The organism is Bradyrhizobium sp. CCBAU 51627, assembly GCF_028128765.1.
GTDB lineage: Bacteria > Pseudomonadota > Alphaproteobacteria > Rhizobiales > Xanthobacteraceae > Bradyrhizobium.
Genome location: NZ_LBJG01000022.1, coordinates 85,820 through 111,121, shown reverse-complemented (window position 1 = coordinate 111,121; position 25,302 = coordinate 85,820). Strand labels below are relative to the sequence as shown.

The window sequence follows — 25,302 nt, the reverse complement described above, 5'->3', positions numbered from 1 at the left end:
CGTCTCTTCTACACCTCTCTCTACGGATCCCTACGGGAGAGGTGCACCGAGCGCACCACGCCACCGCGGCGGATATGGTTAGCAGGACGTTGTGCCGTGATGACGGATGGCCCGCATCGCCGCTGCCGGCCCGATATGCTTAACAGTCCCTCAGCGAACGCGCGCGGCTGAAATATGCTGCAATACCAACAACCTGCGATTGTTGTTCCCGCCCGGAACCAATCTAACGCACCCTTTACCCGCGCTGTGCAAGATCGCCTTCGTTTTTGAAGGGATTTGGGGCGCGTATTGCCATGCCTGCCGTTGATTTGAGAGTTCATCTCGCCGCCGCGACGCGGCTGTTTCGCGTGCCGGAGGACCCGGATCTGTCGCGCGCGCAATTCGACGCCTTCTCCAAGCAGATCCCGCTGCTCTACTTCATCCTGATCAGCAATACGATCGCGGTCGCCTATACCTATGTCAACGTCGCCCCGGACTGGCTGACGATGACCGTCCCGAGCGTGCTGACGCTGCTCGCGGCGCTTCGTACATTCTGGTGGCTGCGCCAACGTCACCTCGTGCGCACTGACGCCGACATCCTGCGCAATCTGCGCGCCACCAACTGGATGACCCTGCCGATCGGTGCCGGCTTCACCGCCTGGTCGTTCGCGCTCTATCCTTATGGCGATCCCTTCGCCAAGAGCCAGGTCGCGTTCTACATGGCCGTGACCGTGATCGGCTGCATCTTCTCGCTGATGCATTTGCGTTCGGCGGCGCTGATCGTGACCTTGGTCGTCGACGTGCCCTATGTGCTGTTCTTCTGGGCCACGGGCGAACCGACGCTGAAGGCGATCGCGGTCAACAATCTCCTAGTCTCCGGCGCGATGGTGACGGTGCTGTTCATCTATTATCGCGACTTCGCCGATCTCGTCGCTAGCCGCAAATCGTTGCTGGAGCAGCAGGCGGCGACGCAGGCGCTGTCGGACGAGAACTTTCGCCTCGCAAATCTCGATGCCCTGACCGAGCTGCCGAACCGCCGCCGCTTCTTCGCCGAGCTATCGAGCGCCTTCAGTGATGCCGAGCGCAGGCACTTGCGCGTCGCGGTCGGCATCATCGACCTCGACGGCTTCAAGCCCATCAACGACAATTATGGCCACTCGATCGGCGACCGCGTCCTGATCGAGGCCGGGCGCCGCATCCGCGAGGTCTGCGAAGGCTTTGAGCCGCAACGGGTGGAATTCGCGCGCCTGGGCGGCGACGAATTCGGCCTCGTCGTGTGCGGCGGCCCCGAGGACGCCGATCTGCGGCGGCTCGGCGAGCGTATCGGCGAGCAGGTCAGGCTGCCCTACCAGCTCGACACTGCCCATACCAGCCTGTCCTGCTCGATCGGCTTTGCGCTGTATCCGCGTTCGGCGACGACGGCGGAAGCGCTTTATGAATGTGCAGACTATTCGCTCTACCATGCCAAGCGTCATCTGCGCGGGCGGACGGTGATCTTCTCCAGCGAGCTCGAGGCGGAGATCCGCAGCCGTGGCGTGATCGAGACCCTGCTGCGCACCGCCGATTTCGACACCGAGATGGAGCTGGTGTTTCAGCCGATCGTCGATGCCATGAGCGGGCACACCACAGGTTTCGAGGCGCTGGCGCGCTGGCAGAGCCCCCGCCTCGGCTGGGTCTCGCCGGCCGATTTCATTCCGGCTGCCGAGCGGATCGGCCTGATCCGTCCCCTGACGCAGGCGCTGCTGGTGCGCGCGCTCGCGACCGCCAAGACCTGGCCGAATCACGCCCGCCTGTCGTTCAACCTTTCGGCCCACGACATCTGCTCGCCCGAGGGCATCCTGCCGCTGATCGCCATCATCGAGAGGAGCGGCGTGCCGCCGCGCCGGCTCGACTTCGAAATCACCGAGACCGCCGTCACGTTCGACTTCGTGCGCGCGCAGCAATCGATTGCCGCGCTGAAGGCGATGGGCTGCGGCATTTCGCTGGATGATTTCGGCACGGGCTATTCGTCGCTGAGCCATGTGCACCGCCTGCCGCTGGACAAGCTCAAGATCGACCGCAGCTTCGTCGCCGACATCAACGAGAACCAGGTCAGCCACAAGATCATCAAATCGCTCACGGGCCTGTGCGACGACATGGAGATCGCCTGCGTGGTCGAGGGCGTCGAGACCCGCGCGCAGCTAGACAGCCTGCGCCGCCTCGGATGCGACTTCGTGCAGGGCTATTACTTCTCCAAACCCATGCCGGGTGCGGCGATCGAGGATTATCTGACGAAGGAACGCGAGCGCCTGGAGCAAGGCGCAGCCAAGGTCGTGGCCTGAGGCCGCGCTACTTCGCAAGGCTCGGCAGATCGAGCCCCTTGTCACGGGCGCAGTCGATCGCGATGTCGTAGCCGGCATCCGCGTGGCGCATGACGCCGCTGGCAGGATCGTTCCAGAGCACCCGCGCGATGCGCTTTGCCGCTTCGGGCGTGCCGTCGGCGACGATCACCATGCCGGCGTGCTGCGAATACCCAATGCCGACGCCGCCGCCATGGTGCAGCGACACCCAGGTCGCGCCGCTGGCGCAATTGAGCAGCGCGTTGAGCAGCGGCCAGTCGGACACCGCGTCCGAGCCATCCTTCATCGCCTCGGTCTCGCGGTTCGGGCTCGCTACCGAGCCGCTGTCGAGATGATCGCGGCCGATCACGATCGGCGCCTTCAACTCGCCGCGCGCCACCATCTCGTTGAAAGCAAGCCCGAGGCGATCGCGGTCGCCGAGGCCGACCCAACATATCCGTGCCGGCAGGCCCTGGAATTTGATGCGTTCCCTGGCCATGTCGAGCCAGTTGTGCAGATGCTTGTCGTCAGGCATCAGCTCCTTGACCTTGGCGTCGGTCTTGTAGATGTCCTCGGGATCGCCCGACAGCGCAGCCCAGCGGAACGGCCCGACCCCGCGGCAGAACAGCGGCCGGATATAGGCGGGCACGAAGCCGGGGAAATCGAAGGCGTTCTTCAGGCCCATGTCCTGCGCCATCTGGCGGATGTTGTTGCCGTAATCGAGGGTCGGAATGCCCTGCGCGTGGAAGTCCAGCATGGCTTGAACGTGCTCGACCATCGACATCTTCGAGGCGCGCTCCACTGCCTTCGGATCGGAGGCGCGCTTGGCCTCCCAGTCGGCCAGTGTCCAGCCCTTCGGCAAATAGCCGTTGATCGGATCATGTGCGCTGGTCTGGTCGGTGACGATGTCGGGCTTGACGCCGCGGCGGACCAGTTCGGGGAAGATTTCCGCGGCATTGCCGAGCAGGCCGACCGAAACCGCCTTCTTCGTCTTCGCAGCGTCCGCCATGATCGCGAGCGCTTCGTCGAGCGTTGCGGCCTGGCGATCGAGATAGCCGGTGCGCAGCCGCATCTCGATGCGGCTCGGCTGGCATTCGACCGCGAGCATCGACGCACCCGCCATGGTCGCTGCCAGCGGCTGCGCGCCGCCCATGCCGCCGAGGCCGGCGGTGAGGATCCATTTGCCGGCGAGGCTGCCGTCATAATGGCGGCGGCCGACCTCGACGAAGGTCTCGTAAGTGCCCTGCACGATGCCCTGGCTGCCGATATAGATCCAGGAGCCTGCCGTCATCTGGCCGTACATCATCAAACCCTGGCGATCGAGCGCGTTGAAATGATCGAGCGTCGCCCAATGCGGCACGATGTTGGAGTTCGCGATCAGCACGCGCGGCGCATCGGCATGGGTACGAAAAATGCCGACCGGCTTGCCTGATTGCACCAGCAGGGTCTGGTCGGATTCGAGCTTGCGCAAGGCGGTCGTGATCCGGTCAAAACTCTCCCAGTCGCGTGCGGCGCGGCCGATGCCGCCATAGACCACGAGTTCGCTCGGGCGCTCCGCGACGTCAGGGTCGAGATTGTTCATGAGCATGCGCAGCGGCGCTTCCGTCAGCCAGCTCTTGGCGCTGATCTCGCTGCCGCGCGGGGCGCGGATGACGCGGTCGTTGTCCAGTCGGCGGTTCATGCGGAAACCTCTTCAGTCGAGTCGCGGGAACGGATCAATCGGCAGCGCGCCGATTGCGGCGGCCGGCAACGCATCGGCTTCGATGAGCGCAGCAGCCTTGGCGAGATCGCCGGCCATGTAGCGATCGGCGCCGAGCGCGGGCACCTGCTCGCGAAGCCTCGCCATGACGGCAATGAGCGGCGGGCTGGTCGCATGCGGCGCGCGCAGTGCAATCCCTTGCGCGGCGACCAATAGCTCGATGCCGAGGATGGACGCGAGATTGTCGGCCATGTCGGACAGGCGCCGCGCGGCATGCGCGGCCATCGAGACATGGTCTTCCTGGTTGGCGCTGGTCGGCGTCGAATCGATCGAGCAGGCAGCCGCGCGCTGCTTGTTCTCGGCATAGAGCGCGGCCGCCGTCACCTCGGCGATCATGAAGCCGGAATTGATGCCGGGGTCGGGCGTGAGGAACGGCGGCAGGCCGAAATTGAGTGCAGGATCGACCAGCGTCGCGATCCGCCGCTCGCTGATCGCTCCGATTTCCGACAGTGCCAGCGCGATCGTGTCGGCGGCAAAGGCGACCGGCTCGGCGTGGAAATTGCCGCCGGAGACGATCTCGCCGGTCTCGACCAGCACCAATGGATTGTCAGTGACGGCATTGGCTTCGACAATCAGCGTGCGCGCGGCCTGCGTGATCAGGTCTAGCGCGGCGCCGGCGACCTGCGGCTGGCAGCGCAGGCAATAGGGATCCTGCACGCGTTCGTCGCCTTCGAGATGCGACAGGCGGATGTCGCTGCCCTCGAGCAGCGCGGTCAGCGTCGCGGCCGCGGCGATCTGCCCGGCGTGCCCGCGCAGCGCCTGGATTTCGGGGCGGAACGGCGCGGTCGAAGCCATCGCCGCATCGACCGACAGCGCACCGGTGACGAGCGCAGCACGGACGAGACGCAATGCGCGGAGCGCGCCTGATATGGCATAGGCAGTCGAGAATTGTGTGCCGTTGATCAGCGCGAGACCCTCCTTGGGGCCGAGCGTCAGCGGCGCAAGACCGGCTGCCGCCAGCGCCTCAGCGCCCGACACGGTTTTCCCATCGCCGATCGCCTGCCCTTCGCCGATCATCACCGCCGTCATATGCGCAAGCGGCGCGAGATCACCGGAAGCGCCAACCGAGCCCTGCTGCGGCACCAGCGGTGTGACACCTCGCGCCAGCATGGCTTGCAACTGCTCGATCACCTCGCGCCGCACGCCGGAGGCGCCGCGCCCGAGCGAGATGATCTTCAGCGCCATCATCAGCCGGACGATCGGCTCCGGCGTTGCGGGACCGACGCCGCAGCAATGCGAGACGATGAGGTTGCGCTGGAGCAGCGCGGTCTGATCAGGCGGAATGCGCTTCGAGGCCAGCTTCCCGAAACCGGTGTTGATGCCATAGACGGGATCCGCAGCCCGCGCGGCCTTTGCGACAATCGCCGCGGCCGCCTCGACGCGCGGCCACAACGTGGGATCGAGCTCGACAGAAGCGCCCGCAAGCACGAGCGCAAGATCGTCGAGGCTCACCGTTCCCTTGATGACGGCCATCGTTGCGCCCAGCGCCATCACTGCCCCCTCCAGACACGGCGATGCAGCGGGTTGAAACCGATGCGGTAAACGAGTTCGGCTGGCCGCTCGATGGCCCAGATCGCGAGGTCGCACCATTTTCCGGCTTCCAGCGTGCCGGTTTCGGCGAGCACGCCGAGCGCACGCGCGCCTTCACGGGTAATGCCGGCGAGGCATTCGGCGACGTCCATCCGGAATAGCGTCGCGCCCATGTTCATGGTGAGCAGCAACGAGGTCAGCGGCGAGCTGCCGGGATTGCAATCGGTCGCGAGCGCCATGGGCACGCCGTGCTTGCGGAACGTCTCGACCGGTGGTTTTTGCGTCTCGCGGATGAAGTAGAACGCACCGGGTAGCAGCACCGCCACCGTGCCCGCCTGCGCCATCGCGGCAGAGCCGGCTTCATCCGTATGCTCGAGATGATCGGCGGAGAGCGCCGAGAACTTTGCGGCGAGCGCAGCACCGCCGAGGTTCGAGAGCTGATCCGCGTGCAGTTTCACCGGCAGACCGAGCGACCTGGCCGTCTCGAACACCCGCGCCGTCTGCTCGGCCGAGAAAGCGATGCCCTCCATGAAGGCATCGACAGCATCGGCCAGACCCGCCTTCGCGACAGCGGGCAACATCTCGTTACAGACGAGGTCGATGTAGCGGGCCTTGTCGCCATCGGCCTCGACCGGAAGCGCATGCGCGCCGAGGAAAGAGGTGCGGATGGCAACCGGCCGCTGACGGCCAAGATTACGTGCGGCAGAGAGCTGCCGCATCTCGGTCTCGGTGTTGAGGCCGTAGCCGGACTTGATCTCGACCGTGGTGGCGCCCTCACCGATCAACGCATCCAGCCGGGGCAATGCACTCGCGACCAGTTCGGCTTCATTCGCCTTGCGCGTCGCCGCAACCGTCGAAACGATACCGCCGCCGGCACGGGCAATCTCCTCGTAGCTCGCGCCCTTCAGGCGCAGCTCGAATTCGTGGGCACGATCGCCGCCATAGACGAGATGGGTGTGGCAATCGACGAGGCCCGGCGTGATCCACCGTCCCTCGCAATCGATCCGCTCGGTCGCGTCGGCATCGCCAGGAAAATCCGCTTGCGTGCCTACATAGGCGATGCGGCCGCCGCGCGCGGCGATGACACCGTGCTCGGTCTCGCCGAGATCGGGACGGTCGGCTCGCATCGTGGCGAGCCGGGCGTTGTGCCAGATCCGGTCGAAGCGCTCTGCCATGCCGATACCCGTCGGATGCTTGACTTATATGTCTAGACATATAATCGTAAGGCGGTTCTGTCCAGCCGGCGTGTCATCATGTCCCGACTGCATTTCGCCTCCGCGCTCCTGCCCTCGGGCTGGGCCAATGACGTGCAGGTGGTCATCACCGCCGGCGCGATCGCGGAGGTGACGCCTGATGTGGCACCAGCCGCGGGCGACCAGCGTCACGCCATCGCGCTTCCGGGCCTTGCGAGCCTGCATAGCCACGCCTTCCAGCGCGGCATGGCGGGACTTGCCGAGCTGCGCTGCGATTCCACCGACACGTTCTGGACCTGGCGCGAGACGATGTATCGCTTCGCGCTGGCGATGACGCCGGATGACGTCGCCGCCGTCGCGACGCTGCTTTATGTCGAGATGCTCGAGCACGGGTTTACCCGTGTCGGCGAATTCCATTATCTGCATCACGATCGCGACGGATCGCACTATGCTGATCCCGCCGAGATGGCAGGGCGTATCGCGCAGGCTGCCGAAGCCTCAGGCATTGGGCTGACGCTGCTGCCGAGTTTTTACGCCCACGGCTCCTTCGGCGGCGCCGCGCCGCATGACGGCCAGCGTCGCTTTATCAACTCTGTGGATCAATTCGCCGCGCTGATGACCGCCTCGCGCAAGGCGATCGGAGCATTGCCGGGCGCCAATATCGGCATCGCGCCTCACAGCCTGCGCGCGGTCGCGCCGGGCGAGCTCGCGACAATCATTCCCCTCGCGGATGGTGGGCCGGTGCACATTCATGCCGCCGAGCAGGTGAAGGAAGTCGAGGATTGCCTGGCCTGGTCGGGGCAGCGGCCAGTGCAGTGGCTGCTGGAGCACGCGCCACTCGACCAGCGCTGGTGCCTCATCCACGCGACCCATATGACGGATGCGGAACTCAGCAGATTCGCAGAGACCGGCGCTGTCGCAGGGCTCTGCCCTGTGACTGAAGCGAGTCTCGGAGACGGCATCTTTCCGGCGCGCGAATTTCTCGACGCCGGCGGCATGTTCGGCATCGGCACCGATTCAAACGTGCTGGTCGGCGTCGCCGATGAACTGCGCCAGCTTGAATACGGCCAACGGCTCAAGCATCGCGCGCGCAACGTGCTCTCCGGCGGCGCCCGCCATTCAACGGGACGCACATTGTTCGATCACGCACTGGCAGGCGGCGCGCAGGCATTGGCGCAGTCGGCCGTCGGCCTTACCCCGGGCGCGCGTGCTGACATAGTCACGCTCGATGCCACGCATCCGTCGCTGGCGGGGCGCCGCGGCGATGCCCTCATCGACGGCTGGATCTTTGCGGCCGGCGGCAGCGCGATCGATTGCGTCTGGGCTGGCGGCAACAAGGTTGTTGAGGGCGGGCAGCACAGGCTGCGCCAGTCCGCGCGCGAAGGCTTCAATGCCGCGATCCGGAGGCTCGTCGCATGAGCCTTGCCACAGATAGCGCCGACAAGCCGACGCTCTACAAGCGCATCCGCGCCGACATCGAGAAGCGCATCCTGACCGGCGAATGGCCGCCGGGCCACCGTATTCCCTTCGAGCACGAGCTCGTCGCGCGCTACGGCTGCTCGCGCATGACGGTGAACAAGGCGTTGTCGGAGCTCGCGCAGGCGGATCTGATCGAGCGTCGGCGCCGCGCCGGCTCGTTCGTGCGCCGACCGCAACATCAGTCGGCCGTGCTCAAGATCGCCGATATCCGCGCCGAGATTACCGCGCTCGGCCGCAGCTATGGTTACGAGCTGATCGGCCGCAAGTTGCGCGCGGCGACCGCCGCCGATCGCGCGCGTCTCGGCGTCAAGAAGGCCGGCAAGGTGATTGCGATCGCCTGCCGCCACAGCGCCGACAACGTGCCCTTTGCCGTCGAGGACAGGTTGATCGATCTGTCCTCGGTGCCATCTGCTGCGACCGCGGATTTCTCGCGCGAGCCGCCAGGCTCGTGGCTGCTTCATCATGTCCCATGGACTGAAGCCGAACACACGATCAGCGCCATCGTTGCGGATGACCGCACCGCGGAAGCACTCGACATCGCAATCGGCGCGCCCTGCCTGGTGATCGACCGCTATACCTGGCGCAGCGCGCGCACGATCACCGCCGTGCGCCTGCTTTATCCCGGCGACTCTCACCGCCTTGTCGCGCGATTCAAGGGAGGCTGAGAGAACTATATCGGCACAAATCGTGCACGCTTCCCCCAACGGTCCATAGGGCCGAGAAAGATCAACAGGACGTCAAACCTTCTGGGCAAGAGGACGACAATCATGCGTAGTTCGACAGTTTTTGCGACCATCATTGCGCTCACGGCCACCACGCCCGTGCTCGCCGACGACGTCAAGGTCGGCATCGGCATCTCCGGATGGACCGGCTTCGCGCCACTAACGTTGGCGAAGGAAGCCGGCATCTTCAAGAAGAACGGCCTCGATGTCACCATCAAGAAGATCCCGCAGAAGGATCGTCACCTCGCGATCGCCTCCGGCGACGTGCAGTGCGCGGCAACGACCGTCGAGACCTGGATCTCCTGGAACGCCAACGGCGTCGCGACCAAGCAGATCTTCCAACTGGACAAGAGCTATGGCGCCGATGGCATGGCCGTGCGCAACGACATCAATTCGATCAAGGAGCTGAAGGGCAAGACCGTTGCGGCCTCGGCGCCCGGCACCTCGCCCTACTTCGCGCTGGCCTGGATGCTGAAGAAGAATGGCCTCACGGTGAAGGACGTCACCGTGGTTAACCTCGAGCCGGCTGCAGCCGCGCAGGCGTTCGTCTCCGGCCAGAACGACGCTGCGATGACCTATGAGCCCTACCTGTCGACCGTGCGCGCCGCGCCCGACAAGGGCAAGATCATCGCGACGACGCTGGATTATCCGATCGTGATGGACACGTTCGGCTGCACGCCGAAATTCCTGAGCGAAAACCCGAAGGCGGCGCAGGCCCTCGCCAACAGCTATTTTGAGGCCCTCGACATGATCGCCAAGGACCAGGCCAAGTCCTACGAGATCATGGGCGCGGACGTGAAGCAGACCGGCGAGCAGTTCGGCAACTCGGCCAAGTACCTGCGCTGGCAGGACAAGGCCGCGAACCAGAAGTTTTTCGCAGGCGACTTCCTCGCCTTCAACAAGGATGCGGCCGGGCTGCTGCTCGAGATCGGCATCATCAAATCAGCGCCGAAGGTCGAAGACCTCTACGACGCCAGCTTCATCAAGTAAGCCCCGACAGGCCGCTGGTCCCGCCGTGCGGCGGGACCAGCGCATGATCGACCATTCGGATAGATTGTTTGATGCGCCCCCTGGATTCCGTGACATCGAAGCAGCGCGTGGCCTATGGCTTCGCGTTCTTCGTGCTATTCGTCGCCCTCTGGTCCTGGGCGACCTTCGGCGGCCATGTGTCAAAGACCTTTCTGGCCAACCCGCTGACCATGGTGCAGGAAGGTTATGACCTCCTGGTCAAGCAGGGCTTCCTGTTCGACATCGGCATGACGATCTGGCGCGTCGTCGGCGGCTTTGCTCTGGCCGCCATCATCGCGGTGCCGCTCGGCGTGCTGATGGGCGCCTACAAGCCGATCGAGGCCTTTCTCGAACCCTTCGTCTCCTTTGCGCGCTATCTGCCCGCCTCCGCCTTCATCCCGCTGCTGATCCTCTGGGCCGGCATTGGCGAGCTGCAGAAGCTGCTGGTCATCTTCATCGGCTCTGTGTTCCAGGTCATCCTGATGGTCGCAGTCACCGTCGGCGCGACTCGGCGCGATCTGGTGGAAGCCGCCTATACACTCGGAGCCAGCAACCGCGGCATCATCCGCCGCGTGCTGCTGCCCTCCTCCGCACCCGAGATTGCGGAAATCCTGCGACTGGTGCTGGGCTGGGCCTGGACCTACGTCATCGTGGCCGAGCTGATCGGCTCCTCTTCCGGCATCGGCCACATGATCACTGACAGCCAGGCGCTGCTCAACACCGGCCAGATCATCTTCGGCATCATCGTGATCGGACTGATCGGCCTGCTCTCGGACTTTCTGTTCAAGGCGTTCAACGCCTGGCTGTTTCCGTGGAGGCTCGCATGACGATCCTCAAGGTCGAGCAGATCTCCCGTACCTTCCCCGCCCGCCACGGCAACGCTCCCACAAGGGCGCTGGAGCCGACCGACCTCGCCATCGGCAACAACGACTTCGTCACTATCCTTGGCCCCTCCGGCTGCGGCAAGTCCACGCTGCTGCGCATCGTCGCTGGCCTCGATCGTCCGACCAGCGGACGCGTCACCCTCGACGGGCGGGAGGTCACCGGTCCCGGCGCCGACCGCGGAATGGTGTTCCAGTCCTACACGCTGTTTCCCTGGCTGACCGTGCGGGAGAACATCGCCTTCGGCCTGCGCGAGCGCGGCGTATCCGAGGCTGAGCGCAACAAGGTCGCCGATGGCTTCATCCGCCAGGTCGGACTTGCCGGTTTCGAAGACCACTGGCCGAAACAGCTCTCCGGCGGCATGCAGCAGCGCACGGCGATCGCGCGTGCGCTTGCCAATGATCCAAAGATCCTGCTGCTCGACGAGCCCTTCGGCGCGCTGGACAACCAGACCCGCGCCCTGATGCAGGAAATGCTGCTCGGTATCTGGGAGCGCGACCAGAAGACCGTGCTGTTCGTGACCCACGACATCGAGGAAGCGATCTTCCTCGGCAGCCGCGTCATCGTCATGAGCGCTCGCCCCGGCCGGATCAAGGCCGAGATCGCCGTCGACCTGCCGCATCCGCGCTCCTACAAGATCAAGACCACGCCCGAATTCGTCCAGTTGAAGGAACGGCTGGTCGAGGAGATCCGCACCGAGGCGCTGAAGGTTGCCGAACATGCCTGACACTGATCCCCGCGCCAATGGGACGCGCGTTCTTGCCGATCTGAATGCGCTCCGTGCCTTCGGCACCTACAGGACCGGCGTGCACAAGCCGACCTTCTCGGAGCCGCATAAGCAATCGCTGGACTGGCTGGTGCGGAAGCTGCCGGAGGCCGGCCTCACCGGCGCAATCGACGGAATCGGCAACATCGTCGGGACCAGCGCTAAGCCCGGACCGAAACTGCTGGCCGGATCGCACCTGGAAAGCCAGAACTACGCCGGCTGGCTCGATGGACCGCTTGGCGTCGTCTATGCGCTCGAAGCGGCCCGCGTGCTCAACGCCGATCCCTCCATGAAAGGCGCGGTCGAGGTCGCCGCGTGGTGCGACGAGGAAGGTCATTTCGGCAGCTTCCTTGGCTCGCGCTCCTATGTCGGTCAGGTCACCGAGGCCGAGATCGATGCCGCGCGCGACCGCACTGACGGCCGCGCCATGCGCGACGCGCTGACCGACATGGGGCTCGCCGGACGGGCGCGCATCACGGCCGAGCCGGGGCGGCACGTCGGCTATCTTGAAGCTCATATCGAGCAGGGCGATACGCTCGAAAGCAGCAAGCTCGCGATCGGCGTCGTCACCTCGATCGTCGGTATCTGGCAATACCGCATCACCTTCACCGGCGAGCAGAATCACGCCGGCACCACGCGGATGGCCGTGCGCAAGGATGCAGGCCTCGCACTGGCAAAGTTCTGCGTGGCGGTCGACGAACGTTTTCCGACCGCATGCGGGCCGCGCACCGTCTGGACCACCGGCCGCATCACGCTCGATCCGGGTGCACCGAGCATCATTCCCGGCGGTGCCGAGATGCTATTCCAGATCCGCGACGACAATCCGGCCGTCATCGCGCGGCTGGAGGGACTGCTGCGAACGATGGCAGCCGAAGCGAGCGTGAAGGGTCCCTGCACCGTCAACGTGGAGAAAATCCGCACCGGCGCGCCGGCCATGATGAATGCGGGCATTCAGGACGCCATCGCAGCCGCGAGCAAGGTACTGGCTGACGGACGTTTTATCCGCATCCCCAGCGGCGCCGGCCACGACGCACAGATGCTCGCGACCATCATGCCCGCGGGCATGCTGTTCGTCCCCTCGATCGCCGGGATCAGTCATCACTGGACCGAGAACACTGCGGACGCCGACATCGTCACCGGCGCGCAGGTTTTCGTCGACGCCTGCCGGCGGATTCTCTGTGGCTCCGCTACGTGACCATCCGCAATGGAACCAACACGCTGATTCGTGCCTTGAAGATCAAGGAGGATCAACATGGCACGAACAGCATGGAAACGTCCCGGCTCGCCGATCGGCAAGAAGGGACCGCGCAAGGCCAACCCCTCGTACAAGCGCCGTTCGCGTCAACCGTGGACGACGGCGGACGTCAGGATGTTGCGGCAGCTTGCCAAGGGCAACACGCCCACAGGCGTCATGAGCATCAAGCTTCAGCGCCCGATCGCAGCGATCCGCAGCAAGGCGCATCGCGAGGGCATCTCGCTGAAGCCCGTCAATCGCTCGCCCTATAACCGGCGAGCAACCCGCCCCCGCGCTGCCAAGCGGCGAGGCTGACGGAGCAAGCCCGGCCTCCCTCGCGAGGCCGGGCTCCCGCGCAATTTATAGATGGCCTCGAATGGCGCGCGTTCTGATTGGTACTTCCGGCTGGCACTATGACTCCTGGCGCGGGCCGTTCTTCCCCGAAGGCCTGCCGCTGAAGCAGCAGCTGCCGTACTACGCCAGCCAATTCGAGACCACGGAGCTGAACGGAGTGTTCTACCGCACGCCAACGCCGGAAGCGGTCGAGGCATGGCGGGAACAGACTGGACGCGATTTCGTCTTCGCCTGGAAGGCCTCCAAGTTCATCACGCACTGGAAACGCTTGACCGATCGGTCCCAAAACAGCCTTGAGCTCCTGGAGGACCGCATTTCGATCCTGCGGGGCAAAGTGGGACCGATCCTGTTCCAGCTGCCCCCGCAATTCGAGGCGAACGCCGACAGGCTCGGCTCGTTCTTCAAGCTGCTGTCAGGAAAACGCCGCTACAGCTTCGAATTTCGTCATCCAAGCTGGTATCAGCCTCGCATTCTGCGAATGCTGGCCGATGCAAACATCTCGCTCTGCTTGTCGGATCACCACGATGCGCCCGCGCCGTGGAAGCGCACGGCGGACTTCGTCTATGTGCGCGGCCACGGTCCTGGCGGCCGCTACCACGGCCACTATACAAACCCGGCGCTCGCGCAATGGGCGAGGCGGATCAAATCCTGGAAACGGCAGGGCTGCGACGTGTATGTCTACTTCGACAATGACCAGAAGAGTGCCGCCCCAGCCGACGCGCTGAAGCTGAAAGCGCTGCTTTAGTCCATGCTATGGCCCGCCGGCGACCGAGCCGGCAATGACCATGGCGAGCTCGGCAAGGTCGATCTTGCCATTGACGACCAGCTCCTCGGAGCCGCCATCGACCTTGAGCGTTTCTACCTTCAGCGCCTGCGGCCGGTTGGCGGCCTGACGCTTGAGCTCGCCGATGATGGCTTCCTTGAGTTTCTCTTCCAGCATGGGACCGGTCCTCACGCCGCCATGGCCCGGCAGGACTCGGCGCAGGAGCGGCACATGGCGACACATTCGTCCATGCCACCGATCCGCTCGCAATCTTGCGCGCACTCCGAGCAGATCTCTGCGCATTCCCGGCACGTGTGCTTGTGGTGCGGCGTGTTGATCAGCATGAAATGCGCCGAGGTACGGCACATCTCGGCGCACGCCATCATGAGACGGAAATGCTTGGGTTCGACGTGCTTGCCGCCGGTCTCAAGGCAATGGTTCATGGCCATGCCCAGGCAAGTCCGGTAGCAGCTCAGGCACAGCTCGATACAGCGAGTCATCTCTTTGGTTTGGGCCATGGTCTCTCCAGCTATCGCAGCCCCTTTTCCAACCAGTCAAAGCCAGCCGGCGCCCTTCGTTCCCGGGCTCCGCCGCGTCATTTTGGGTTGGGATCTTCAAGCCCGGCCGCCGGGTCGTCGTACCGTTGCCGTGCAAGGCGGACAGCGTTACCGAGCGCGCGCGCCGCATTCAGAACCTCGTGTTGAAACGCGCGATCGTCATCCAGGTCGCGATGCGACGTGGCGTATTTTTCCATGTAGCCGACATAGCCGTCCATCTCGCCGAAGCGCCCCGACGAGACCAGATGCATGTCCGTCAGCCAGTCGGACAGGGCACGGCGCACGCCTTCCGTTCCGGTGCTGTCGCCATGGACGATCAGGCCGAAATGCCGGCCGGCGAGATGCCGAGGATACGGCCAGCCCTTCAGCTCGATCGCCTTCGCTTCCGCAGCTTTCTTGCCGTGGGTCGACGTCGGGTCGGGATTGCCGCCATCGGCACAGACTAGGCGATCCATCATCGCCTTGAGCCCGCCCGGGACGTGGTACCAGTTCACTGGCGTCACGATCAGGATGCCGTGGGCGGAGGCCCAGAGCGGATAGATCTCGCTCATCCAGTCGCTGGTTTGGCCGAGCGAATAGTTCGGGTAACAACTGCACGGCCAGTGGCAGAGCGGCATGGCCGTCGAGACGCAGGATTTGCAGGGATGGATTCTCTTGCCGAACTCCGAAGTCAGGCGAGAGAGATCGAGAATGTCGACGCCAAGTCCCATCTCGACGAAAACCGGCTCGGCCAGCTTGACCATCCGCCAAGTCTTCGACATTTCGCCGGGACAGGTGTGCTCACTGCGGGCGGAGCCGTTGATGATGAGGATGCGAGCCGGCACGCTGGGGTCATCGTGGCGCCTCTGGGCATCCAATACCGCCGCGCGGGTCTCCAGCCAGTCGACGGCCAGGTCGTAGTCCGGGTCGGCAAAGCCCGCGCCTGCCTTGCGCGTCAGCGGCGCCTTGCGTGAATTGCTGTAGGCGTCCCAAGCGGCGCCGATGATTGCATCGAGCTCATGCTGAAGCGGCGCGAAGGCCGGATCGACGAACGCGCGTCTGTAGCGCCGCTCGAACTCTTCGCGCGACAGCCTGACGGGCGGCATCCCCTTGCGAATGTCGGGTTCCGTCATGCCGGGTCCTCGCTGAGCAGTTGCGATCCCACCAACCCAGGATCGGACGTGCAGTTCCAGAGACCTCAAAGATAGGAACCCGCCCGGCGTTGAGGCGTCAGCCAGCATGGCTCGGCACATCAATTCCGATGCCACCAATTCCGGCGACGACGGCGTATCATGAACACTCCAAATCGACGATCTCTGCTGGCGGCGGCAGCCGCCTTTGGCGCGACCGCAGCGTCCTCAGCCCAGCAAGGCAACGAACCGATCATCGGCAACAAGGGCGCAACCATCATCGGTCCGCGCAATCCTGAGCGCGAGGCACAGAATCCCGACATTCTGCGGCCTCCCTCCACGGATCACGGCACGATGCCGAACCTGCGCTTTTCGTTCGCCGATGCGCACATGAAGATTCGGGAGGGCGGCTGGTCGCGCGAAGTAACGCAGCGGGAGCTCGCGATCTCGACCACCATGGCGGGCGTCAACATGCGGCTGACGCCGGGCGGCGTCCGCGAGATGCATTGGCATAAGCAGGCCGAATGGTCGTTCATGCGGGCAGGCAAGGCGCGCATCACGGCCGTCGACAATGACGGCCACACCTTCATTGCAGATGTGGCAAGGACAAGCAGCCGGTCGTGTAGCTACTCGCGCCAGAACTCGTCCAGCTCCTCTGAGGTCACCAGGTCGACTTGGCCGTGGAAGCGCGTTCGGTACATCGTCATGAGCGCATCATGGCCGACATCCGACGAGCTGCACAGCGCGTCCTCCACAATGACGACCCTGAAGCCGAGATCGACGGCGCTCAGCACCGTCGAAAGGACACAAACGTCCGTTTCCGCGCCTGATATCACCGCCGTTCCGATGCCGAGCTCGACCAGCAAACTTGCCAGCGCGGGGTTGCTGAACGCCGAGTAAGCCGGCTTGTCGACGATACGCAGTGGCGGCACATAGCGCGCCAGCGCCGGCACGAGCTCGAGCGCGGACGGTGGAAGATGATCGCGAGTCGCCTGGTGCCAGCGCCGAAAATAGCTTTGCCACTGGCCCGGACGGTCTTCGGGGAGTTTCGGCGTGATGAAGCGGGTGAAGATCGTCCGCGGCTGATGGCGCGAAACGATATCGACGATTGTCGGCAAGACGCGCTCCATCCAAGGCGTTGCCCAAAGGCCGCCCGGAGCGAAGATGTTCTGCATGTCGATGCACAGGTGGACTGCATCCCGGATTTCGGCGACCTCTGACTTGCCGTCCCTCATCGTCCTCCACCATCGCGACCGGCGACATTCCGCGCGCATCTGCGCGTCCCGCATAGGAACCCGCGTCCTGGCGAGGCGTTCCAATGCCGCTATTGGAGAAGGGAGACATTTTGCCGATCCAATCCTCGACCGAAACATCCCAAAACCGAAGCTGCAGAAGGGTCGCGGGATGGATCATCACCCTTTGTGCCTGTCTGGCGATGTCATTGCCGGCGCAAGCTGCCGTCACCGCATCGGCACTCGATGAGGTCAACCTCGTTCCCCGCGTCAATATACTGCTTCCCCTGCATATCCCGATTCGCGACGTGAGCGACCGCACCGCACCGCTGCAGAGCTGGCTTGGCGGCGTGCCGACGGTCTGGATTCTGGCCGATTACACCTGCCAAACGCTTTGCGGACCGGCAGTATCGATCGTCTCCAATGCGCTGGCCGATAGCGGCCTGAAGGCCGGTCAGGACTACCGGTTGATCGTTTTCGGCCTCGATCCCAGGGACGGGCCGGCCCAGGCACAGGCCATGAAGAGCGAGCAGGTCAGTCCCAGGGGCGGCCTGCCCGAGCACAGCTATTTCCTGCGTGCGGAGACCGCTGACGTGAGCAGGTTGCTCGACGCATTCGGAGTGAGGACGATCTACGATCGCGAGCACGACCAATTCGCGCATCCCGCGGCCGCTTTCGTAGTCACATCGCAGGGGCGGATTTCACGGGCGCTCTCCGCGCTATCGGTCGACGCCCCGAGCCTGCGCCTTGCGCTGGTCGAGGCAGGCCAGGGGCGCGTCGGACGCTGGACCGACCAGGTCCACCTGCTCTGCTACGGGTTCGATCCCGCCAGCGGCGTCTACACGCTGGCGGTGCGCCGACTGCTGCTCGCCGCCGGTTCGATCAGCGTCATCGTCCTTGCCCTGCTGATCGGATTCCTGTTTCGCGGCGAAGCCGTGGCCAGATAGCAGCAAGGGGCGGCATGTCCTCCGCTGCCCTCGCCAGGGCGGCATCAAACGCCAACCACAGTATCAGACCCAGAAACAGCAGTGCGGCAATCAGCATGACGGCTGTCATGGTGAACGATAGGCCATGGACGGCCGGAAGGATAAGAATCGCCGATTCAAATCCCCGCATCGCCAGCGTCAGTGCGCACAGAGCGAGCAGCCAACGCGGATGGGATCGCACCCTGCTGCCGAGCATCGCGCAAAATGGAAAGACGAATTGTCCGAACGAAAGCAGCGCCAGGACGAATTGCCATCCGCTCTCTGATCGCGCGACATACCACGTGACCTCCTTGGGAATGTTGCCCGACCAGATGACGATGTACTGCATGGCATGGAGATAGCACCACAGCATCAGCACCGAAAGCAAAAGGCCGCTATAGCCGCGGCTCGGGCCGATACTCCATCTCGACAGCAAGCCGGCGCCGATGACGAAGGCCGTCCCGTTCACGAGCGTGAAGCTCAGATAGATCAGGCCATAGATCGACGAGTGAAACTCAGGCTCCAGCGATTCGATCCAGTCAATGCCGGCGAACGATACCAGAAGGGTCCAGACGATCGACCCGACCGATGCCGCGCGCACCATCGCCTCGTCGTTGCGCCAGGAACGCCGAAGCCATTCGGCCAGCGCGACCCAGAGCAAAAAATAGATCACGGTCCGCAGCACGAAAAACCACGGCACGAACCAGCGCGCTCTGAACGGCGGCAGCGACGCCGAGTCTGCGATTGCGGGGTAGACGTCCTTCATGACCAGCAGAACGGGAACGAAGGCCAGCGCGACGATCGGCAGAAGGCCGGTCGTTCCCACGAAGACCGGATGCAGTGCCTCCGTCCAGCGTCGCCGCACCAGATAACTCGTCATGAAAAGGATCAGCGCGCCGATCGGAATCGCACCCCAGGCGAGCCAGGCCACAAGATAGGCCGCACCGGTCGACCTTGTATCGATCATGAATCCGACGACCAGGATAAGACCGGAGATGACCGCCAAACTCGCTCTCGTCCGCCTGTGGACGCTCATGGCGATGTCTCCAGCTTGCTCCGCTCATCCGCCGGAACGTCGTCGAGGGAGGCGTGCCGACTGAGCTGAAGCGCGCGGATGTAGGCAACGATCGCCCAGCGATCCGCCGGCGGGACGCGCGCGGCGTAGGAATACATTGCGCCATAGCCGTTGGTGATGACGTCGAAGAAATGCTGATCGTCGGCGGCAAGCAGCCGATCGTCGTGATAGCTGGTCGGACGCGGCATGCCGCGCTGAACAATGATTCCTGTGCCGTCGCCGCCGGCGCCGTGGCATGGCGAGCAGAAGATGCCGAAGCGCTGTCGACCTCTCGCCAGCAGCTCGGGCGTGAGCGCGGGTTTGCTGCCAGCGGACTTCTCCCGCGCGAGGTCGTCCCGGGCAATCGTGTTGGCTGGCGGCGGGCGCAGCACGCTACCGCGAAACAAGGGCACGCGCGAATATCCGCTATAGCGCGGCTGCTGGTCCATGTTCTGATCGCAGGCAGCGAGCAGGCAGGCCAGCGCAAGGATGAGCGGAAGTCGGGTCATTTGGGGACGAGCTCGACCGAGAGCGCGCCGATCCCGCTCAGGAACGCGCGCGTCTCTCGCTCGTCGAACAGCGCGTCCTGCGCGTTGACGCAGAGGAAAAACCGGTCCCTGCTGGCGCGGTGAAATCGTTTGGCGGCGAACACCGGATAATTGAGGCGAGGAAGCCCGTTCTGCCACAACATCGCGATGAGCATGGCCAGCGCAGAGAACAGGATGGTGAGCTCGAACGTCACGACCGCGAAGGCCGAGATCGCGTAGACCGGGCGACCGCCGACATTGAGGGGGTAGTCGTAGTTCACGTAGAACTGCATCAGCAGCGCAGCGCCTGCACCCGCAATGGCCCCGCCGAGGCCCGCGAATGAGATCGTGGGCCGTGGCAGACGAACAACACGGTCCAGCCCTTCGACCGGAAATGGCGTGAAGGCATCGAGATCACGATAGCCCGCCTCCATTGCCTGGCGCGTTGCTTCCAACAGGCGTTCAGGGCTTTCAAACTCTGCCAGGACCCCATAGAGGTGCTCAGCCATGCTTCTCCTCCTTTTCTTCGTGGAGAAGCTCCTTGGTCTCGGAGATCGAGATCATGGGGATCAGGCGGATGGCGATGAGGAAAGGCACGAGAAAGAGCCCGATCGTTCCGAAATAGGTCGACCAGTCCCAGAAGGTCGGCGTGAAGTGGCTCCAGGACGAGACCAGAAAATCACGATAGAGGCTGGTGACGAGGATCATGTAGCGCTCGAGCCACATTCCGATCGCGACCGACACGGAGATCAAGAGCAGCATCCATCCCGTCCGCCGCACGAGGCGCCACCACAGCGCCTGGAGCGGGATGAAATTGAAGATCACGGCGCCCCAATAGGTCCAGGCGTAAGCACCGGTACAGCGGTCGGCCAGCGTCTGGAGCTCGTGCTCCTCTCCCGAATAGAGGGCGTCGAACACTTCGAAGACGTAGCCATAGGCGGTCATCAGCCCGGTCGCGAGCAGGACTTTTCCAAGCACATCAAGGTGATCGTCAGTTACGAGATTCTCGAGCCCGAACCAGGACCGCAGCGCCACGGCGATGATGGAGACCACGGCGAAGCCGGAGAACGCGGCCCCCAGCACGAAATAGGGCGGGAAGATCGTCGAATGCCAACCTGGAATCTGGCCCGCGGCGAACAGCAGCGAGACTTCGCTATGGACCGACACCACCAGCGGCACCGCGAGGCCCGCCATCAGCCGATATGTCTGCGACCAGCGCAGCCAGTGCCTTGCCGAGCCGCGCCATCCGAGCGCGGTGATCCCAAAGAATATCTGCCAGCCGCGCCGGGTTGCCCGATCCCGAGCCGCCGCAAGATCGGGGATCAGCCCCGTGTACCAGAAGGCCAGTGAGACTGTCAGGTAGGTCATCACTGCCCAGATGTCCCATTCCAGCGGGCTGCGAAATTGCGGCCACACGCCCATGGTCGCGGGGTAGGGAAACATCCAGTAAACGTACCAGGGCCGCCCGAGATGCAGGATCGGATAGATTCCGGCACAGACGACGGCAAACAGCGTCATCGTCTCGGCAAAGCGATTGAGCGAATTACGCCACTCGCTACCGGTGAGGAGCAGGAGCGCCGAGATCAACGTGCCGGCATGGCCGATGCCGAGCCACCAGACATAATTGTGGATCGCAAAGGCCCAGTTCACGGGGATATTGATGCCCCAGATGCCGACACCGCGCGCGAACAGCTCAATCGCCGAGACCAGCAGCAACAGCAGCAGTGCACTCGCGAACAGCATCGCGATCAGCCAGCGCCGCTCCGCTGGGAAATACAGGGGAATGCCGGTGAGCTGGTCGGAGATCCCGCCCATGCTCTGGCGCGTCGGCAGGATGTCGGATTCTTCGCTCATTCCTGCATCTATCCCGTATCGTCTTCGCGCCAGCGCGCCAGATAAGTCGTGCGTGGTCGCGTTCCCTGCTCCTCGAGCAGGACATAGTGCCGGCCATCGCGTTTCAGGCGCGCGACCTCCGAGTTCGGATCATTGATGTCGCCGAACACGATCGCTTTGGTCGGACAGGCCTGCTGGCAAGCGGTGACCACGTCGCCATCGCGTATGGGGCGGCTCTCCTTGTCTGCAGCGACATGCGCAGCCTCGATGCGCTGGGTGCAATAGGTACACTTCTCCATGACCCCGCGCGATCGCACGGTGACCTCTGGATTGTGCGCAGCATGCGTAGGCGACTCCGCTGGCGCGCGGTAATCATAGAAATTGAAGCGGCGCACCTTGTAAGGGCAGTAGCTGGAGCAGGTGCGCGTGCCGATGCAACGGTTATAGACCATCTGATTCACGCCCTCGGGACTGTGCGTGGTGGCATGCACCGGGCAGCCCATTTCACAGGGAGCATCTTCGCAATGCATGCAGGGCACCGGCTCGAAGAAGCTGCGCGGCTCGGCGATGTCGCCGGTGTAGTAGCGCGCGATCCGCAGCCAGTGCATTTCACGGCCGGCTCTGACCTGGTCCGGCCCGACCACCGGGACGTTGTTCTCGGCCGTGCACGCGGCCACGCAGGCATTGCAGCCGATGCAGCTGTCGAGATCGATCACCATGCCCCAGGCGTTCTTCGCCGAAGGCCATGGCGGATAGAGGCTGGCCTGATCCGCCGACGCCTCTTTGACCTGGCCCGGGCTGATCTCACGGGCAAGATCAAAGCCCTCTAAGCGATGATGCAGCTGGGTAATGGCGAGATCCTCGCGCGAGGCGAGCTTGTGCAGGCTTCCCTGCGTCAACCAGGGCTCGGCATCGGACCGGACCTGATACGCGTCATAGCCGAGATTATCACCTACCCGACCCGCGCGCGTCCTGCCGTAGCCGAGATAGAGCGCGACCGTACTGTCAGCCTGGCCCGGCGTGATCCAGAGGGGTCCACTGATGCGACGTGTGCCGACCGACACCTCGACATGATCGCCATTGGCCGCCGAAAGCCGCGCTGCCAGCGCCGGGCTCACTCCAATCACATTGCTCCATGTCACCGTGGTCAGAGTCTTGGGAAGCTCCTGGAGCCAACCGACATTGGCGAACTGGCCGTCCCAGACCGTCGGATCCGGGCGAAATACGATATCGAGGTCGCCGCCGGCACTGGGCGCCGCCACCGCTTCAGCCACGGGCGACGCCGTAACGAACGAAGCCTTGCCCTCGACGAAGCCATCATGCAAGGCCTGCTTCCATCGCGCCTCGAATGAATCGCCAAAACTGTTCTGCCAGGTCTCGCGGACAGCGGCATCCGCGGCCGGATCAACCTCGCCAAGCAGCATCGCGAGGATCTGATGCGTTGTCCGCACATCGTAAAATGGTGAAATCACGGGTTGAATGATTGTCGAAGTTCCGTCGACAGCGCGTGCGTCGCTCCAGCTCTCCAGCGCGTGAGCCAACGGCAGCTGCCATTCGCAGAGGTTGCCAGTCTCGTCCCGCTGCGTGCCGACATGAATCGACGAGCGGACGCGCTTGAAGGCCTCGCCAAGCGCGAGCTCTCCCGGCGCGGTATAGGCCGGATTGCAGTCGATCACGACGAGAGAGGTCACGCGTCCGGCACTGATGTCGGAAGCGAGTTCGGCCAGCGTTGCAGCGCCGACAGGACCCGTGATCGCATCGGTCAATTTCAATGTCTGACCGGCGTTGGCGAACTGTTGGTTAATTCGGGCGATCCAGAGGGCGGCTGCGGCGCCACCGCTCAGCCCCGACACAAACAGCGAGCGCCCCTTGTGTTCGCTGCAGGCCCCAACGACGCGCGCAATCCAGCCGGCCTCGGCCTCTGTCAGGCTCGGCCTGGATGCACCGACTACGCCGATCGCACTGGCAAGCGCTTCGGCCAGGGCCGGCATCCGTCCGGCATCGGCGATCAAGCGGTGATCGGCCAATGCGCCTGTCGCAGAGGGAACGCTCTCGGCCATGAACAGCCGATTGCCCGGCCGGTCACTGGAACGCCGGCGCGATTGCGACCAACCCAACGCATTGCGCACCTGATGGGGTCCTGGGCCCAGAAAGTCTTCGTCGAGCCCGACCACGACATCGCAGACCGCGAGCTCATAGTTCGAATCCACTCGCCGTCCATAGACGGCGGCCATGATCTCACGCCTCTCATCAAGGCCTGCTGCCGCATGGGTGTGAACGCGGGCCTTCGGGAATTGCTTCAGGAAGGCATCGATCTGCCGCAGCAGCGTCGGCGACGTGGTGGGGCCGAGCAACAGGCGCGCGCCCTCGCCCTGATCGGCGCGCCAGCCCTCACGCATGATCCCGATTGCCGATTCCACATCCGTCCAACTCACGGGCTCGCCATGCCTGGTCGGTGCATTCGCGCGGTCGGGATCATAGAGTTGCAGCACGGCGCTTTGCATGAAGATATCGCTGCGGCCTTGCGTGACCGGATGGTCCGGATTGCCGTCGAGCTTGGTCGGCCGTCCCGCATGGGTGGTCGCGATGACGGGCTGCGCGTAACCATCGAGCAAGACCGCGGTCGCGTAGTAGCGCGGCCGGCCCAGCGTTTCGCTGTCGGGCTGATCGACATAGGGAAGCGCCGCAACGAACGAGCTCTTCTCGCATCCGGTCAGTCCCGCCAATGCGAACGAAGCTCCCATCAGCTTCAGGAACTGGCGGCGCGCGGTCTTCGATAACTCCTGCACTGCGGGAAATTCCGCATCGATGAACGCCTGAAACTCCGGATCGGCCGAAAGCTCCTCGATGCCCGCCCAAACTCGCGGCCCGCGCGCTATTGGAGGCTGGTCGCAGGTGCGGCGCTTCATCGGTGACACACGTAACAATGGGTGAGCTCGCCGAAGCGAATACCCTCATGAGCGGCGATCTCCTCGCCCTCCTTGCGCGCCCGTGGAGACGGCTGCCAAGCCATGTCGGTGATGTGATCCTGCGGTCGCAGATGGGGCCCGGGGTCGCGATGGCAATCGATGCAGAACTGCATCGTGAATGCCTTGGCCCGATAGGTCAGCGCCATCTGGTCAATGCGGCCGTGGCAGCTCTCGCAGCCGACGCCTTTGGCAATGTGGATGTCGTGACGGAAGAAGACGTAGTCGGGAAGCTTTGCGACGCGCGTCCACTCGATCGGTGTGTTCATCGCCAGACTTTTTCGCACCGGTTCCAGCATGGTCGCATTGGTCCAGATTTGCGAATGACATGTCATGCAGGTCTCGGTCGGCGGGAGGCCGGCCTGTGGGCCCGTCTCGACATTGCTGTGGCAATAGCGGCAGTCGATACCCAGTTCCCCCGCATGATGGCGGTGGCTGAACGGCACAGGCTGGTGCGGACGAGTGTCGGTGTCGGTCATGTATGCCGAACGTGCAAACCCAATCACCGCGATCATACTGCCGCCGGCCAGTGACAGCCCGCCGATCAGGAACAGGCGCAACCAGGTGTCCGCCACAGGGGAGAAATTCTGGACCATTCTCGGAGCCGCCTGATGGCGAGTGTCAGGACGGCAATCCCAGGGATCCTTATTGGTTCCTAAATAGGAACGCCATCCCCGGTCGGGCATTGTCATGGCGCGATCGAGGGCGGCAGCATGGCGGACAACAAGCGCTTCGACTACGAGCGGTCGGATGTCCCGATTCGCCTTGTCAGATGGCTTGCGGGCAGCCTTGCGACCTTCATCCTGGTCGTTCCGCTCGCGCTGCCGTGGATGTTCCCGCAATCGATGATGCCAACCACACCTGCGAGCCGACCCGCCTTGAGTTCAAATGCGCCACCGCTCGAGGTCAATCCGCGCGACAGTCTGGAGAGATCGCGACAGGGCGGCGCGCAATTTGCGAGCAGCTATGGCTGGGTCGATCGCGAAAAAGGCACCGTCCACATTCCCATTGATCGAGCCGTCGACCTTCTTCTGCACAAGGGTCTGGCAGGATGGCCGTCGCCATGAGCGCG

At 64.1% G+C, this 25,302-nt stretch carries 24 protein-coding genes and 1 pseudogene; 12 read left to right on the top strand and 13 right to left on the bottom strand.

The window, feature by feature from the left end; translation table 11 throughout:
• The first annotated feature begins 293 nt into the window (after nucleotides 1-293).
• Entirely contained in the window at nucleotides 294-2,300 is a 2,007-nt protein-coding gene (locus XH88_RS11470) for a putative bifunctional diguanylate cyclase/phosphodiesterase (RefSeq protein ID WP_271615464.1), read from the top strand.
• A 7-nt stretch (nucleotides 2,301-2,307) separates the two neighbouring features.
• Here the strand turns inward: XH88_RS11470 and hutU are convergent, their stop codons facing one another.
• Genes hutU through hutI form a run of 3 tightly spaced genes read right to left on the bottom strand, consistent with a single transcriptional unit; the run spans nucleotide 2,308 to nucleotide 6,761 of the window.
• Nucleotides 2,308-3,978, bottom strand: a complete 1,671-nt coding sequence (gene hutU, locus XH88_RS11465; protein ID WP_271615463.1) for a urocanate hydratase — start codon at nucleotides 3,976-3,978, stop codon at nucleotides 2,308-2,310.
• Between the two features lie 12 nt (nucleotides 3,979-3,990).
• A complete protein-coding gene (hutH, locus tag XH88_RS11460; protein WP_271615462.1) occupies nucleotides 3,991-5,547 on the bottom strand; it encodes a histidine ammonia-lyase in 1,557 nt (518 codons plus the stop codon).
• Nucleotides 5,547-6,761 (bottom strand): imidazolonepropionase, encoded by a 1,215-nt coding sequence (gene hutI / locus XH88_RS11455; protein WP_271615461.1) that lies wholly within the window; start codon nucleotides 6,759-6,761, stop codon nucleotides 5,547-5,549. The genes hutH and hutI overlap by 1 nt, the downstream gene beginning before the upstream one ends.
• A gap of 78 nt (nucleotides 6,762-6,839) precedes the next feature.
• Between hutI and XH88_RS11450 the strand changes: the two genes are divergently transcribed.
• From XH88_RS11450 to XH88_RS11415, 8 genes are all read left to right on the top strand, one after another.
• On the top strand, nucleotides 6,840-8,198 hold the full coding sequence (locus XH88_RS11450) for a formimidoylglutamate deiminase (RefSeq protein WP_271615460.1): 1,359 nt from the start codon (nucleotides 6,840-6,842) through the stop codon (nucleotides 8,196-8,198).
• Nucleotides 8,195-8,923, top strand: a complete 729-nt coding sequence (hutC, locus tag XH88_RS11445; protein ID WP_128964844.1) for a histidine utilization repressor — start codon at nucleotides 8,195-8,197, stop codon at nucleotides 8,921-8,923. Before XH88_RS11450 ends, hutC begins: the two co-directional genes overlap by 4 nt.
• Nucleotides 8,924-9,025: 102 nt before the next feature.
• Nucleotides 9,026-9,970 carry an ABC transporter substrate-binding protein gene (locus XH88_RS11440; protein ID WP_271615459.1) on the top strand — a complete coding sequence of 315 codons (945 nt, stop codon included), beginning with the start codon at nucleotides 9,026-9,028 and terminating at the stop codon, nucleotides 9,968-9,970.
• 71 nt (nucleotides 9,971-10,041) lie between these two features.
• The gene (locus tag XH88_RS11435) at nucleotides 10,042-10,815 is read left to right on the top strand and encodes an ABC transporter permease (protein ID WP_271615534.1); all 774 of its coding nucleotides are present in this window, start codon (nucleotides 10,042-10,044) and stop codon (nucleotides 10,813-10,815) included.
• Entirely contained in the window at nucleotides 10,812-11,597 is a 786-nt protein-coding gene (locus XH88_RS11430; RefSeq protein ID WP_271615458.1) for an ABC transporter ATP-binding protein, read from the top strand. The genes XH88_RS11435 and XH88_RS11430 overlap by 4 nt, the downstream gene beginning before the upstream one ends.
• On the top strand, nucleotides 11,590-12,831 hold the full coding sequence (locus tag XH88_RS11425; protein WP_271615457.1) for a Zn-dependent hydrolase: 1,242 nt from the start codon (nucleotides 11,590-11,592) through the stop codon (nucleotides 12,829-12,831). Before XH88_RS11430 ends, XH88_RS11425 begins: the two co-directional genes overlap by 8 nt.
• 57 nt (nucleotides 12,832-12,888) lie before the next feature.
• On the top strand, nucleotides 12,889-13,185 hold the full coding sequence (locus XH88_RS11420) for a hypothetical protein (protein WP_271615456.1): 297 nt from the start codon (nucleotides 12,889-12,891) through the stop codon (nucleotides 13,183-13,185).
• A 61-nt stretch (nucleotides 13,186-13,246) separates the two neighbouring features.
• Nucleotides 13,247-13,969: a DUF72 domain-containing protein gene (locus XH88_RS11415; RefSeq protein WP_271615455.1), complete on the top strand. Its 723-nt coding sequence runs from the start codon at nucleotides 13,247-13,249 to the stop codon at nucleotides 13,967-13,969.
• Between the two features lie 6 nt (nucleotides 13,970-13,975).
• Here the strand turns inward: XH88_RS11415 and XH88_RS11410 are convergent, their stop codons facing one another.
• The 3 genes from XH88_RS11410 to XH88_RS11400 form a co-directional block, all read right to left on the bottom strand.
• Complete coding sequence (locus tag XH88_RS11410) at nucleotides 13,976-14,164, bottom strand: hypothetical protein (RefSeq protein WP_271615454.1); 189 nt, start codon at nucleotides 14,162-14,164, stop codon at nucleotides 13,976-13,978.
• A gap of 11 nt (nucleotides 14,165-14,175) precedes the next feature.
• A complete protein-coding gene (locus XH88_RS11405; protein WP_271615453.1) occupies nucleotides 14,176-14,505 on the bottom strand; it encodes a four-helix bundle copper-binding protein in 330 nt (109 codons plus the stop codon).
• 77 nt (nucleotides 14,506-14,582) lie between these two features.
• Entirely contained in the window at nucleotides 14,583-15,656 is a 1,074-nt protein-coding gene (locus XH88_RS11400) for a flavodoxin family protein (protein WP_271615452.1), read from the bottom strand.
• Nucleotides 15,657-15,815: 159 nt separating this feature from the next.
• Between XH88_RS11400 and XH88_RS39055 the strand changes: the two are divergent.
• Nucleotides 15,816-16,190, top strand: a pseudogene (locus tag XH88_RS39055) (oxalate decarboxylase); the annotation flags it as partial.
• A gap of 89 nt (nucleotides 16,191-16,279) precedes the next feature.
• Here XH88_RS39055 and XH88_RS11390 read toward each other — a convergent pair.
• Nucleotides 16,280-16,888 carry a cysteine hydrolase family protein gene (locus XH88_RS11390; protein ID WP_271615451.1) on the bottom strand — a complete coding sequence of 203 codons (609 nt, stop codon included), beginning with the start codon at nucleotides 16,886-16,888 and terminating at the stop codon, nucleotides 16,280-16,282.
• A gap of 206 nt (nucleotides 16,889-17,094) precedes the next feature.
• On the opposite strand from XH88_RS11390, the gene XH88_RS11385 reads away from it, so the two are divergent.
• Nucleotides 17,095-17,832: an SCO family protein gene (locus XH88_RS11385; protein WP_271615450.1), complete on the top strand. Its 738-nt coding sequence runs from the start codon at nucleotides 17,095-17,097 to the stop codon at nucleotides 17,830-17,832.
• Here the strand turns inward: XH88_RS11385 and XH88_RS11380 are convergent.
• The 6 genes from XH88_RS11380 to XH88_RS11355 form a co-directional block, all read right to left on the bottom strand.
• Nucleotides 17,774-18,781, bottom strand: a complete 1,008-nt coding sequence (locus XH88_RS11380) for a hypothetical protein (protein WP_271615449.1) — start codon at nucleotides 18,779-18,781, stop codon at nucleotides 17,774-17,776. The genes XH88_RS11385 and XH88_RS11380 overlap by 59 nt on opposite strands.
• Before the next feature lie 101 nt (nucleotides 18,782-18,882).
• Nucleotides 18,883-19,413, bottom strand: a complete 531-nt coding sequence (locus tag XH88_RS11375; RefSeq protein WP_271615448.1) for a c-type cytochrome — start codon at nucleotides 19,411-19,413, stop codon at nucleotides 18,883-18,885.
• Nucleotides 19,410-19,940: a DUF3341 domain-containing protein gene (locus tag XH88_RS11370; RefSeq protein WP_271615447.1), complete on the bottom strand. Its 531-nt coding sequence runs from the start codon at nucleotides 19,938-19,940 to the stop codon at nucleotides 19,410-19,412. The genes XH88_RS11375 and XH88_RS11370 overlap by 4 nt, the downstream gene beginning before the upstream one ends.
• Nucleotides 19,933-21,285: an NrfD/PsrC family molybdoenzyme membrane anchor subunit gene (gene nrfD, locus XH88_RS11365; RefSeq protein WP_271615446.1), complete on the bottom strand. Its 1,353-nt coding sequence runs from the start codon at nucleotides 21,283-21,285 to the stop codon at nucleotides 19,933-19,935. The genes XH88_RS11370 and nrfD overlap by 8 nt, the downstream gene beginning before the upstream one ends.
• Nucleotides 21,286-21,293: 8 nt before the next feature.
• Complete coding sequence (locus XH88_RS11360; RefSeq protein WP_271615445.1) at nucleotides 21,294-24,173, bottom strand: TAT-variant-translocated molybdopterin oxidoreductase; 2,880 nt, start codon at nucleotides 24,171-24,173, stop codon at nucleotides 21,294-21,296.
• The gene (locus tag XH88_RS11355) at nucleotides 24,170-24,826 is read right to left on the bottom strand and encodes a cytochrome c3 family protein (RefSeq protein ID WP_271615533.1); all 657 of its coding nucleotides are present in this window, start codon (nucleotides 24,824-24,826) and stop codon (nucleotides 24,170-24,172) included. Before XH88_RS11355 ends, XH88_RS11360 begins: the two co-directional genes overlap by 4 nt.
• A gap of 117 nt (nucleotides 24,827-24,943) precedes the next feature.
• Between XH88_RS11355 and XH88_RS11350 the strand changes: the two genes are divergently transcribed.
• Nucleotides 24,944-25,297: a hypothetical protein gene (locus XH88_RS11350; protein ID WP_271615444.1), complete on the top strand. Its 354-nt coding sequence runs from the start codon at nucleotides 24,944-24,946 to the stop codon at nucleotides 25,295-25,297.
• Nucleotides 25,298-25,302: the final 5 nt, after the last annotated feature.

Bases quoted from the DNA above. Each gene is read 5' to 3' on its own strand.
- XH88_RS11430 (WP_271615458.1), top strand. From the start codon at position 10,812: ATGACGATCCTCAAGGTCGAGCAGATCTCCCGTACCTTCCCCGCCCGC.
- XH88_RS11400 (WP_271615452.1), bottom strand. From the start codon at position 15,656: ATGACGGAACCCGACATTCGCAAGGGGATGCCGCCCGTCAGGCTGTCG.
- XH88_RS11440 (WP_271615459.1), top strand. From the start codon at position 9,026: ATGCGTAGTTCGACAGTTTTTGCGACCATCATTGCGCTCACGGCCACC.
- XH88_RS11470 (WP_271615464.1), top strand. From the start codon at position 294: ATGCCTGCCGTTGATTTGAGAGTTCATCTCGCCGCCGCGACGCGGCTG.
- XH88_RS11435 (WP_271615534.1), top strand. From the start codon at position 10,042: ATGCGCCCCCTGGATTCCGTGACATCGAAGCAGCGCGTGGCCTATGGC.
- XH88_RS11360 (WP_271615445.1), bottom strand. From the start codon at position 24,173: ATGAAGCGCCGCACCTGCGACCAGCCTCCAATAGCGCGCGGGCCGCGA.
- XH88_RS11390 (WP_271615451.1), bottom strand. From the start codon at position 16,888: ATGAGGGACGGCAAGTCAGAGGTCGCCGAAATCCGGGATGCAGTCCAC.
- hutU (WP_271615463.1), bottom strand. From the start codon at position 3,978: ATGAACCGCCGACTGGACAACGACCGCGTCATCCGCGCCCCGCGCGGC.
- XH88_RS11370 (WP_271615447.1), bottom strand. From the start codon at position 19,940: ATGGCTGAGCACCTCTATGGGGTCCTGGCAGAGTTTGAAAGCCCTGAA.
- hutH (WP_271615462.1), bottom strand. From the start codon at position 5,547: ATGGCGCTGGGCGCAACGATGGCCGTCATCAAGGGAACGGTGAGCCTC.
- XH88_RS11420 (WP_271615456.1), top strand. From the start codon at position 12,889: ATGGCACGAACAGCATGGAAACGTCCCGGCTCGCCGATCGGCAAGAAG.
- hutI (WP_271615461.1), bottom strand. From the start codon at position 6,761: ATGGCAGAGCGCTTCGACCGGATCTGGCACAACGCCCGGCTCGCCACG.
- XH88_RS11410 (WP_271615454.1), bottom strand. From the start codon at position 14,164: ATGCTGGAAGAGAAACTCAAGGAAGCCATCATCGGCGAGCTCAAGCGT.
- XH88_RS11450 (WP_271615460.1), top strand. From the start codon at position 6,840: ATGTCCCGACTGCATTTCGCCTCCGCGCTCCTGCCCTCGGGCTGGGCC.
- XH88_RS11375 (WP_271615448.1), bottom strand. From the start codon at position 19,413: ATGACCCGACTTCCGCTCATCCTTGCGCTGGCCTGCCTGCTCGCTGCC.
- XH88_RS11415 (WP_271615455.1), top strand. From the start codon at position 13,247: ATGGCGCGCGTTCTGATTGGTACTTCCGGCTGGCACTATGACTCCTGG.
- XH88_RS11425 (WP_271615457.1), top strand. From the start codon at position 11,590: ATGCCTGACACTGATCCCCGCGCCAATGGGACGCGCGTTCTTGCCGAT.
- XH88_RS11350 (WP_271615444.1), top strand. From the start codon at position 24,944: ATGGCGGACAACAAGCGCTTCGACTACGAGCGGTCGGATGTCCCGATT.
- XH88_RS11405 (WP_271615453.1), bottom strand. From the start codon at position 14,505: ATGGCCCAAACCAAAGAGATGACTCGCTGTATCGAGCTGTGCCTGAGC.
- nrfD (WP_271615446.1), bottom strand. From the start codon at position 21,285: ATGAGCGAAGAATCCGACATCCTGCCGACGCGCCAGAGCATGGGCGGG.
- XH88_RS11355 (WP_271615533.1), bottom strand. From the start codon at position 24,826: ATGGTCCAGAATTTCTCCCCTGTGGCGGACACCTGGTTGCGCCTGTTC.
- hutC (WP_128964844.1), top strand. From the start codon at position 8,195: ATGAGCCTTGCCACAGATAGCGCCGACAAGCCGACGCTCTACAAGCGC.